This is a genomic window from Faecalibacterium sp. DFI.5.82, assembly GCF_029076575.1.
Taxonomy (GTDB): Bacteria; Bacillota; Clostridia; order Oscillospirales; family Ruminococcaceae; genus Faecalibacterium; species Faecalibacterium duncaniae.
On sequence record NZ_JARFIS010000282.1, the window covers coordinates 1 to 327 of the forward strand.

The 327-nt window shown below is 67.3% G+C and carries 1 protein-coding gene; it reads right to left on the bottom strand.

What is annotated here, in order from left to right:
- Positions 1–16 precede the first annotated feature (16 nt).
- Positions 17–327, bottom strand: a 311-nt coding sequence (locus tag P0G09_RS16615) for a copper homeostasis protein CutC (RefSeq protein WP_275253213.1), incomplete at its 5' end; no start/stop codon positions are given.

Consider the following 327-nt stretch of genomic DNA (forward strand, 5'->3'; position numbering starts at 1 on the left):
GTCGTTTTATGGAGGATTATAATTCGTTCAGGACCCGCCGCGCGGCACGGATGGTCTCCTCGCTGGTCTGCCAGACCTCAAACTCGGAGAAGCCAGGCAGGCCCAGGGGAACACCTTCCCGCCGGAAGGTCATCCGGCTGTCCAGCACCTGCTTGCCGGACATGTGGAAGGCGTGCGCGCCTGTCTCAGCTGCCAGAGCCGGAAGATGGGCCGGGGTCACGCCCGCACCCACCAGGATCTCAAGGTCAGGCCCGGCGGCCTCCACCAGCCGACGGAGCAGGGAAGCGCCTACCGGGGCGCTGGCGGCCTGCCCGCTGGTCAGGATGG